Source organism: Mesorhizobium sp. M5C.F.Ca.IN.020.29.1.1 (genome assembly GCF_003997375.1).
Taxonomy (GTDB): domain Bacteria; phylum Pseudomonadota; class Alphaproteobacteria; order Rhizobiales; family Rhizobiaceae; genus Mesorhizobium; species Mesorhizobium wenxiniae.
The window spans coordinates 1-9,574 of record NZ_RZSW01000226.1; the positions used below are offsets into that span (position 1 = coordinate 1).

The 9,574-nt window shown below is 63.3% G+C and carries 8 protein-coding genes and 1 pseudogene; 2 read left to right on the forward strand and 7 right to left on the reverse strand.

Going from position 1 to position 9,574, the window contains the following annotated elements; all coding sequences use genetic code 11:
* Positions 1-736: pseudogene (locus EOA85_RS39080) on the reverse strand (hypothetical protein); the annotation flags it as partial.
* Between EOA85_RS39080 and EOA85_RS39085 the strand changes: the two are divergent.
* Positions 716-967, forward strand: a complete 252-nt coding sequence (locus tag EOA85_RS39085; RefSeq protein WP_245485866.1) for a hypothetical protein — start codon at positions 716-718, stop codon at positions 965-967. The pseudogene EOA85_RS39080 and the gene EOA85_RS39085 overlap by 21 nt on opposite strands.
* 82 nt (positions 968-1,049) lie before the next feature.
* Here EOA85_RS39085 and EOA85_RS18690 read toward each other — a convergent pair whose 3' ends face one another.
* From EOA85_RS18690 to EOA85_RS18715, 6 genes are all read right to left on the reverse strand, one after another.
* Positions 1,050-2,036, reverse strand: coding sequence for an ATP-binding protein (locus tag EOA85_RS18690; protein ID WP_127210713.1), 987 nt, complete (start codon positions 2,034-2,036; stop codon positions 1,050-1,052).
* A 355-nt stretch (positions 2,037-2,391) separates the two neighbouring features.
* A complete protein-coding gene (rlxS, locus tag EOA85_RS18695; RefSeq protein ID WP_127210714.1) occupies positions 2,392-4,365 on the reverse strand; it encodes a relaxase/mobilization nuclease RlxS in 1,974 nt (657 codons plus the stop codon).
* A gap of 189 nt (positions 4,366-4,554) precedes the next feature.
* On the reverse strand, positions 4,555-5,241 hold the full coding sequence (locus tag EOA85_RS18700) for a transglycosylase SLT domain-containing protein (protein ID WP_127210715.1): 687 nt from the start codon (positions 5,239-5,241) through the stop codon (positions 4,555-4,557).
* Positions 5,229-5,777 (reverse strand): S26 family signal peptidase, encoded by a 549-nt coding sequence (locus EOA85_RS18705; RefSeq protein WP_127210716.1) that lies wholly within the window; start codon positions 5,775-5,777, stop codon positions 5,229-5,231. The genes EOA85_RS18700 and EOA85_RS18705 overlap by 13 nt, the downstream gene beginning before the upstream one ends.
* Complete coding sequence (locus EOA85_RS18710; RefSeq protein ID WP_127210717.1) at positions 5,774-6,043, reverse strand: helix-turn-helix domain-containing protein; 270 nt, start codon at positions 6,041-6,043, stop codon at positions 5,774-5,776. Before EOA85_RS18710 ends, EOA85_RS18705 begins: the two co-directional genes overlap by 4 nt.
* 179 nt (positions 6,044-6,222) lie before the next feature.
* Entirely contained in the window at positions 6,223-6,546 is a 324-nt protein-coding gene (locus tag EOA85_RS18715) for a DUF736 domain-containing protein (RefSeq protein WP_127210718.1), read from the reverse strand.
* 1,469 nt (positions 6,547-8,015) lie between these two features.
* On the opposite strand from EOA85_RS18715, the gene EOA85_RS18720 reads away from it, so the two are divergent.
* Positions 8,016-9,574: S8 family peptidase (locus EOA85_RS18720; protein WP_164759738.1), on the forward strand; the 1,559-nt coding region annotated here is incomplete at its 3' end.

Here is a 9,574-nt window from a genome sequence, read left to right on the forward strand (position 1 = left end):
CCAGACAGAGCAAGGCGCGGGTGCGCTTTCCGCCATGCAAGGTGGCGTAGCGCATCGCCGCCATCAGCTCGGTCTCACCGTCGTCTTCCGCGCAGAGGAGACGCGCCAGCGCCTGTTCGACCCGCTTTACGCCGTCCTGCATCCAGATCTCCGGCAGCAGCCTGCCGGATGCGCCGCGCGCCTGCGCGCCAAATCCGACGAGCGCGGAAATGCCAGTTCGATCGTCGTTTGGCGTGGAATTGGCCTGCATATTGTACTCCGCGCCGCCAAGGCCCATGAAGAAGGACGGCGTATCCTTCGCGCGCCGCAGCTCGGCGACGACATCGCTGTGCGCAATCATGCGGTCGAGCATTGCCGTGCTGGCGAGTGCCAGCATGACCACCCGCTCCGGAAACCTGACCGCATGCGTGCGCAAAGTGATGTTCAGGGCTTCGGCAATGTGCTCGAAGTTCTCGCGGCGACCGTCGCGCAGCCAGACTTCCCACCACACCTGCTCGTCAGCGGCCTGGGGGAAGAGGTCGTCGTGGTCGGTAAACAACGATCGTGCAGTCGCCAGCCTGACTGTCTCCATGCGGGAGACGAGCGGCTCGTTGCGCGGTCTGCCGCGGTCAGTGTCAACGTCTCGATACGCCTCGACTTTCCGCAAATAATAGGTTTGCGCGCTTTGCGGCAGGAACACCGACGCTGTGATGGGAGCACCGGGTTGAGTTGGCTCGTGGACGGCGACCAGCTCCATGTGCTGGCGACGATCGGCCAGCTGGTCGAGGGCCGCCCGTCCGGACATGGGCAGATCGATCTCGAGGTAAAAGCCAGGCGTGCCGACCGACAGCTGGAGGTCACGCGCCGCAATCTGCTGGCGTGCACTTTCGACCGCTTGTTCGATGGATTGCGTCAAGGCCGCAGCATGCGACGCCCGATCACGCGCCGGCGCGGCGGTGCATGTATAAGTTGGTTGGGCCGCCGATAGGCTTCCCGAATGCCGTTGTTGCGAAGGTGGATATGGGCGCGGTCGCGCGGAAAATCGTCTGCCATTATGATCTGTGCTGTCGCTACTCAGACAGCGAAGCCTGCCGGCGTTCCTTTAGAGCGTCGATGAGCGCTTCCGAGGTGATCCGCTTCCCGCCCCGCAATATGATGGTTTTTGCAGCGTCGTCGGCCGCGCGGGTGATCTCGGCCTGCGACAGTCTCTCTGCCTGAGAGATCGCCTCGTTCCAGGCAAGCCCTCTGGTGTCGAAGCGGTCGAGTCGAGCCCGAAGCAGCGCCTCGATAATCGGCCGATCGGGCACGGCGTATTCGATGACATCGTCGAAACGGCGGAACAAAGCTCTGTCGAGCAGCTCGGGATGATTCGTTGCCGCAATAATCAGGCTGTGGCTGTCGTCTTGCTCGAGAAACTGCAGAAACGAATTCAGCACGCGCCGAATCTCGCCAACATCCTGGCGTTCGCCTCGACGCGCGCCGATGGCATCGAATTCGTCAAAGAAGTAGACGCCCCGCGTCGCCTGCATTGCATCAAAAACAAGCCGTAGCTTTCCGGCAGTCTCTCCCATGAACTTGGTGATCAAACCATCGAGGACGATCGTGAAAAGGGGCAGATGAAGCTCCCCGGCCAATGCCGAGGCGGTCGTCGTCTTGCCTGATCCTGGCGGGCCGACCAGAAGCAGTTTGCGACGGGGAACAAGCCCGTGCTCGCGCAAGCTTGCTTGTTGGCGCTGCTCTCCCAGCACGCGGTGCAGGCGCGAGCGCAGACTGTCCGGCAAAATCATGTCGGTCAGTCGCAGGTCCGGATAGCGCGCATGCAGGAGCCCTGCGAGCTCGCCCTTCGGCTGAAAAAGGGGAACCGGCCGACTGCTCTTGGCAATCCGGGCGTCCCTGCTCTTGGCTGCGTCGACCAGATCCTTGAGCTCCTGAGCAAGCTTGCCATGGCCTTGACGTGCCTCATGCGCAGCAAGCTGCATCGCGATAGAGAGGAAACGATCCTCGTCGCCGGCAATGTGGCTTTTAAGCAGCGTCACGATATAGCGGGCCGTGGTCATGGCTCTCTTCTGGGGTATCCGTTACTCGGCGAAGCGCATGCAACCTAAACGCTTTCAACGGCGATTTGTATCGCGCAATGGTGTTTTTTCTCTTGTCGATGTTCGCCCGTGGCAACTTCAGCGGTGAACTGTTGCGCCGTGATTATGGGCCAGCCGGAATAACGCCGGCCAGCAGACAACAGTCCGCATCTTCGAGCGCTCGAAGTCTGGCCACTCACGCAGCGTGTCGGGCCCGAACGCTCCAAAGCCGCCCCGCCTGGCAGGTCCATGCGACCGATTGCGGGCGTGCGGCCATAAGGTCCTACGCGGGCTCGCATGGCTGCCCGCGCCGCTGGCTAAAAAGCTGTACACCATCTCACGAAACACCAGGTCCGCTCCTTTGCCGGCCGACGGTCCATGAAATCTCCCCCTCCCCACTCACGACACCGGAGACCTCCTTGCCCACATGGCGCTCAAGCACCGGCCGCCATGGCACCAGCGTGAACTCGCGCGACTTTTCAACGACGGCATATTTTCCGCTGGCAAGCTCGACGGAGCGGCGGAGCGTACCCTCTACTCGTCCTCCGGATCGCGCTTCGGCATAGGGCAGGCCAAGTTCCTCCGACAGTTGGCCAGCAACGCGGTTCAGTTCTCGCTGGCGCAGGATCGAAAGCATGTTGGCTCGATAGACGATCCGATCCTGTTCTTCATACGCGAGGCCTTGCGCGATCAGCCACTGCCGCCGGCGAGCTTGCGCCTCTCTCACGTCGCGGCCGAAGCCGGATCCGTGCAAAGGCTCGGGTCTATCGGCAACCAGCTCCCGGTCGAGCCAGGTGGCGCCGTCGAAGCTGACCTGTCGCTCCAGCGCCATTGAGGAGAGCTTGTCGACAACGACAGGCTCGGCCCTGGCCCGCTGGCCCTCATAATTCGCGACGCGATCGAGATGGTCCGGCGCGATGAGCCAGGTGCCGTTCGGCTCTCGCTCGACGCCGCCGGTCGCGCGGCGGATCGCCTCCAGCCGCCGCACATGCGTTCGCGCAAAGCTCTCGGTGGCGGATGGATCGTGCTTCAGGTGGATATCGACGTTGTAGCGGCCGCCGTGCGCGGCGGCGATTTCGGCGACGGTACGATCGGCCTGCCTCGGCTCGGTGTTCCTCGGCGTGACATGCACGAGGCAGCCGTCGGGCGTCGGTTCTGTTGCCTCGCCTCTGCCGATGTCGATCCAGTGGCTCTTGCCGTCGACCGCGTCGACGATCAGATAATGGCGGTCGTTGATTTCGTCGGCCAGTCCACGCGCGACGACGCGGCCGACGAGAGATTGGACCGGCTCGCCGGATCGATCGTGGATCACCCAGTCGGCGGCACTGCGGACGAGCCCTTTGCCGGTCAGTTCGCGGTGCATGGTCTTGATGATGTCGCCGCGTTCGCCGGTGCGGCGCAGCGTGGCTTCAAGCTCATCGTCGAGGCGCCAGGAGCCAGCGCCGACCTCCGCGGCCAGACCCATCCGCTCGAGCTTGCGCAGCCGTCCCTGGTGCAGCGTCTGGCGAATGGCGTCGGGACCGTCCGGCGAGACCAGGCCGTCATCATCACGCATGCTGAGCAGCCGACGGTCGATGCTGGTGAAGCGTTCCTGCTCCATTTCCCGGCGCAGGCGAAGCTCAATCTCGCGGTCGGTTCGCGGACCGAGATCGAGGCTGACCAACTCGGCCGCCCGCTCGCGGATGCCAGATGAGATATATTCGCGCGCGATGACCAGGTTCTCGCCACGGCCGTCCCTGCCTCGGACGATGATGTGGCTGTGCGGGTGGCCGGTGTTGAAATGATCAACCGCGACCCAGTCGAGCTTCGTGCCGAGGTCTTCCTGCATCTGCGTCATCAGCCGACGCGTCAGCGGCTTCAGGTCTTCATACTCGATGCCGTCTTCTGCAGCGACGATGAAGCGGAACTGATGCCGGTCGCCATCCGCGCGATGGACAAAATCCTTGCCGTCGACGCGGTCACTTTCGGCGCTATAGAGCACGCCAGGCGCACCTTCCTGGGTGACGCCATCGCGCTGGATGTAGCGCAGGTGCGCACGCGCCCCGGCCTGGCCCTTGCCGGCCAGCTTGACGATGCGGGCCTTGACGATCACCCGCCGCTGCTGGAAGGCGGCGTACCTGTCGCGTGATTTCAGCAGCGCCGCAGCCGCCCCGCCGCGCCCTGCCCGGCTGCCCGTGAAGCGACCGCCCGACTGGGGCTGGCCGCCGGCTCGGTTGACCGCTGCCCGGACCTGACCGGCATAGCGTTTGCCTGCCTTCGAGCCGCGCGACCCGATCTTGCCCAGCTTCGGCCTGAACTCGTCATCCCTCATGCCAGCCTCCCAGAAAGTGGCAGCAAAACAAAGCCTTACGCGTCAAACCCTCTTGGCACCGGCGGCAGCCTCCTGGAAAAACGATGTGCAGACAGGAACTTAACTGCCTGCTGGAGGCGGTGCCTTTATCTTGCCTTACGCGCCCTGCCTCTCTGCCTCTCCTCCGGGCGCGCCCCCGTCCGCCCATTGCTAGCGCACCGGCTCCTTCGGCTCCGCGCCGTTCCTACCGAGCGGCACGAAGAGATCGGCGTTTCGCGCGCCGGCGCGAACGCCATCGTGGACGAAGAACAGCGACCGTCCGGAGGGAGCACTTTGCGCCTTTCGAGCGACAGATTTGCCTTTGAATTTCTCGATGTCGGCCGCCGAAACTCCGGCCCCCGTGAGTTGGGTGAGGTACTCGACCGTTTCTTTTGGCAGCGGTTTGCCACGCTTCAAATGCTCGTCGTAGCGCTCGGGACCGGCGTTGTAGGCGCCAAACAGGCCGGGAAATCCGAAGCGATCAAACATGGCGCTGAGATAAGCGGTGCCGGCCAGGATATTGTCGCGCGGATCGTGCGGATTAGGGCCAAGGCCGTGTTCGACCCGCATCTCCTCATAGGTGCCGGGCATTACCTGCATGAGGCCCATGGCGCCGGCGCGGGAGGTGATGGGGCGGCCGTTGTGCATCGTCTTGCCGCTGCTTTCGGCAGCCATGACGGCGTAGATCCAGGTCTGGGGAATACGGAAGCGCCTGCTCGCTTCCGATACGAACGCCTGCCACTTTTGAAGCTGCGGACTTTGGGAGGAGATGGCGACCGGCTCAGCGCCGGTCGAGGCGGAACAGGCGCATGGCGCAATGGCGATCATGCCGAACAGCAGGAGGATCACTCGGTCCATAGCGGCACGAGCCTCCCGATGAGATTTTGGGTGGGAACAGGCCCGAAATAGCGGCTGTCGAAGGAGCGGCTTTTCTCGCTGCCGAGCACGAAAACCTCGTTATGGCCAAGCGCTCGGCAGCCGTTCCACCATGGCAAAGGTCGGCCTTTGGCGTCGATTTTGAGCCGGCGCGCGACGATGTCGCCGCCGATGATGATGGCGTCATTGAAGGCGCAGACATGGTCGTCCGGCAGCGCTGCAAGGCGTTTTGCCAGCGGCACATTGCGAGGCAGATAGCCGCGCTCGGCGGCGAGATACGCCACGTATTCAGGCGGGCGCACGAGCACGAGATCGCCACGCGCCAGCGCTCCCGCAGCGATGCGATAAAGGCCGATGGGGGCGCTGGCCGAGGCATTCCAGACCAGCCAAGGGGTGGGTTTTGCGAGCGCCGTGAAGCCCAAAAGGCCGAGACCCAGCGCGGCTAAGGCGATCGTCTTGCGGGCTCGAACACGCCGCAGGCGGCTACCGATCAGTTGGATGGAAGGGCGCCGGCTCATGGACGGCCTCCCTTGCCGGACTGGCCGAAACCGGCCTCGCCGTCCCCGGCAGTGGAGTGCTGCGGGTGTCCTTTCGACCAGTGGTCGAGTTCGTCGATGTGATAGCGGACATAGCGGCCGTGCTTGCGGAATTGCGGGCCGCCGCCCTTGAGCCGCATCTTTTCAAGGGTGCGCTGGGAGAGCCCGATATAGAAGGCGGCTTGGGCTGTGTTGAGAAACGGGCTGCCCTTTTTCGCGCGGGCCGCGCGTTCGTTTTCGTCGTCCATGGTGATCCTCGTTTCGCTTCGGACAAGCGACGGCTGACAATGGGCGAGCGAGATCGTCCAGGGGACGGGCGAAGAGTCGGGAGAGAGTTTTCGCCGCCCTTTCGGGCGAACCGGTTTCGACGGCGTTGCTGGGAATGGGCCTCGCGCCGGCTGCGGCGCGAGGCCCGAGGTGGGGTCGATCAGTCGACCGGGTTCCAGATGATGGCGTAGGTGTCATCATCGTCCTGGCCGGCGGCGCGGCCGAGATTGGCGTAGAGCTTGCGCGGTCCGAACTCGGGTGCTGCAATCGACAGGCTCACATAGTCCTTGCCGGAAGTTTCGCCGGTGCGGATCCAGCCGGCGCCGACTTCGACCCCTTGCGTCAGCACCCGGAAGTCGGGATGGTTGTCGGCGCCCTTGGCCTTATTGGGAACGATATCGATGTCGGCGCGGACGCTGAGCGTCCTGAGCTGGCCCTTGTAGCCGCCGTTTTCCTGGCGGTTGACGTAACCGATTGCGGTCATTTCGAAGTCTCCTTTTTGCTGTCGCCGAGGACCATCCCCTGCGATGGCGGACCGTGATGGGCGCGTCCGGACCGCCTGAACCCGACAGGGCCGCAGCGGCAGCGCAGGACCCGAGCGGGCAACTTTTTTGCAGCGAAGCGGCGCGAGGAAGCCGCCACAGGCGGCGGGGAAAAAAGCTGACGGCGAGGGTTTCGGGCGGGCCGGATCCGCCCATAGGTCGACAAGCCAGCCGCAGGGATGGTCCTTGGAGAGAGCATGGAGACTCCTCGCCGAACGCGCTCGCTGTCAGCCAGGCAGGAGGCCGGGAATGAGATGGCCCGCAACTGATGCTGCGCCCATATGCCGGATCGAGATCGTGCCAGAGGGTCGGGCGCACATCCGGCGTCGTGCGATCGATGAAAGCAGGGCTCGCCGGCGGGACTTTGATGCGCGATGGGGCCAAGGCATGGCTGGATGAAAAGCCCGCGCTACCTGCGGGTCCAGTGTCGAGCGGCGGCGATCGGGAAGCCGCCACGCAACGTGACGCACTCTTATGAGACGAACATACCGGCCCCTCCTCCATCGACCGGCGGTGCGCAATTCCATCCGGCGCGGCAGCCAAGTTTCGAGCTCGTGGCGGCAATTCTCGCCCGAAAGGATGTCGCGATGATGTTCTTTTGCGCCTGAACCTTCGCAGCGACATTGCGGGGCGCACAAGCTTGCCGCCGACATCGGCGAGGCTTGAATTGGCGTTGTCCTGGTGGCGCAATGGTCGAAGAAGCCAAGACGCTCGCTTTGGCAAAGGCGTCACCATTGCCGCTGGCGACCTTGCCGTCCTCGCCCGACATGGCGAGCCGGCGAAAGCGGCTTGCCCGGTGCTGCTTCGAGGCTGCGGGCCCGGCTCAAAACGGTCGTTCGCAAGACTGGGAGGAACGTCTTGCATCAGCAACTGGCAATCGGATCGATCGCTTCGCGATCACCGATGTGGCGCAGAGATGCGGCCTGATGGTCGGCAAGTTCAAGCCGCCTGGGGCGTCCTTGCCGAGCGCGCTCACGGGCTTGGGTGGGCGGCGCGAAACGCGTCATGCCTGTCCGAAAGCTGACAGTGGCAGAAAGACGACATGTCGGGTTCCGCACAATCGACCATGCTGGGATTGTGGAGGTTTTCAGGGGAGAGCCATGCGCTTACTGCCCAGTGAGCTTTGGCACGGCCTTTGCAAATTGAGATGCGGCAACACGGATTGAAGGTTGACTGCATGCACAAGCACGAGATGAGCGATGCTCTCCTTTCCTGGAAGCTTTCCAGCAGATTCGACGCGAGGAGCTTCAGCCGCATCGTGATCTCAATCTGAAGGGCCGGCGGGGCCGCACCCAATCAAACAACATCTTTCTCCTTATTCGCAGCGCTTGTCTTCAACGCGGTGCGGACTTCTTCGCGTCGACGGCGGCCGAAAGTGGAGAAGGGCTCGACTTGCAAGAGGACTTGTTCAATGACGTCTTACGTACTTCGCACCAACAGCCAGGCGCATCCGCGCTCACTCTCCACCTTTCGCAAGCATCTGCAAAGGAGCGTGCTGACGGCGGCGCTGCTGGCCGCGGCTTCGACGGGAAGTGAGGCGCAGCCCTATGTTCGTGCTGACGGGAGCACGACTGGCGACTTGAAAGCGGCGCGCGCGAGTTGGAGTCATGACGCCGAATTCAATGGAAATGTGGGGCTCGGAGCCATCAACGCAGATGCCGCGTATGCGTTGGGCTTCACCGGCAAGGGCGTCAAAATCGGCATCATCGACGAGCCGGTCTGGGCGGCGCATCCAGAGTTTACCGGCCGGCTGACCTTTCTACCGACGTTAGGCACGCGCATTTGTTCGAACCCTTCCATTCGAGTTAAAGCCGGTGATCCATTCGTCGCCGACGGCAGGCAGTACGTCATCGACGATGACGAGGCTGAGGGTATTTCCACGCACGGGACCCATGTGGCGGGCATTGCTGGTGCCAACAGGGACGGCGCTGGCACGATGGGTGCGGCATTCGGCGCCGACCTTTTCTCTGCGAGCGACGTTGATGAGGGACCCGGCGATGGTCAAGTGACGAGCCTTGACGGCGCCATCTATGGCGCGGCTTGGCAGGCGATGATCGGTGCCGGTGTCGACATCATCACCGACAGCTGGGGCATCGGCGAGGTGCAGCCGCCGTGGTCCTATGCTCAGGCGTTTTCGCAGTTCCAGGAGATCAAGGGGATCCTCGGCAAGCCCGATGGCGGCGCCTATGCCGGCGCCATCAAAGCGGCGCGCAGCGGCATCGTCGTCCAATTCTCGGCCGGCAACGACCACGGCCTGGAGCCGGACGCACTGACGGGGCTTGCCAGCTTCCTGCCCGACATCGAAAAACACTGGCTGACCACGATGAGCGTGGTCGCGGACGCGAAAAATCCGCAAGGCTATTCGGAAAGCGACTTTTCCAGCATTTGCGGCTACACGAAGTATTATTGCGTCGCCGCACCGGGAACCCAGATCAACAGCAGCATTCCAGCAGGCGATATCACCGGCCTCAAGCTGGGCGACAGCGTCAATGACGACCGCCTGCACCCGGCCTATGACAAGTACGACGGTACTTCGATGGCCGGCCCATTCGCCACCGGCAGTTTCGCTATAGTGAAGCAACGCTATCCCTACTTAGCCAATGGCGAGGTCAACGAAATCCTCAAAACGACCTCCACTGACCTTGGCGAGGCCGGCGTCGACGAGGTTTTCGGCTGGGGGATCATCAATGACAAGAAGGCGCTGAAAGGCCCCAGCGAGTTCGAAGGGCGTTTCGAGGCAAAGCTGCCCGGTTCCTATCGCGGCTCGCGAGAGGAAGTCTGGGACAACGACATCTCGCAGGACGCTCTGGATCAGCGCAAGAGCGAGGACCAGCAGATGATCGCCGATTGGGAAGCAAGGAAAATTGCCGAGCATTGGGACAACAAGGTGACCAAGGATGTCATCCAGGCCATCAGGACCGACGTCGCGGCAGAGGTGACGCGCAAAGCCTCGAAAGAGGCGCTCAGGGC

Excerpts from the sequence above, each read along its gene's own strand:
- EOA85_RS18690 (WP_127210713.1), bottom strand. The coding sequence starts at position 2,036 with ATGACCACGGCCCGCTATATCGTGACGCTGCTTAAAAGCCACATTGCC.
- rlxS (WP_127210714.1), bottom strand. The coding sequence starts at position 4,365 with ATGAGGGATGACGAGTTCAGGCCGAAGCTGGGCAAGATCGGGTCGCGC.
- EOA85_RS18715 (WP_127210718.1), bottom strand. The coding sequence starts at position 6,546 with ATGACCGCAATCGGTTACGTCAACCGCCAGGAAAACGGCGGCTACAAG.
- EOA85_RS18705 (WP_127210716.1), bottom strand. The coding sequence starts at position 5,777 with ATGAGCCGGCGCCCTTCCATCCAACTGATCGGTAGCCGCCTGCGGCGT.
- EOA85_RS18710 (WP_127210717.1), bottom strand. The coding sequence starts at position 6,043 with ATGGACGACGAAAACGAACGCGCGGCCCGCGCGAAAAAGGGCAGCCCG.
- EOA85_RS18700 (WP_127210715.1), bottom strand. The coding sequence starts at position 5,241 with ATGGACCGAGTGATCCTCCTGCTGTTCGGCATGATCGCCATTGCGCCA.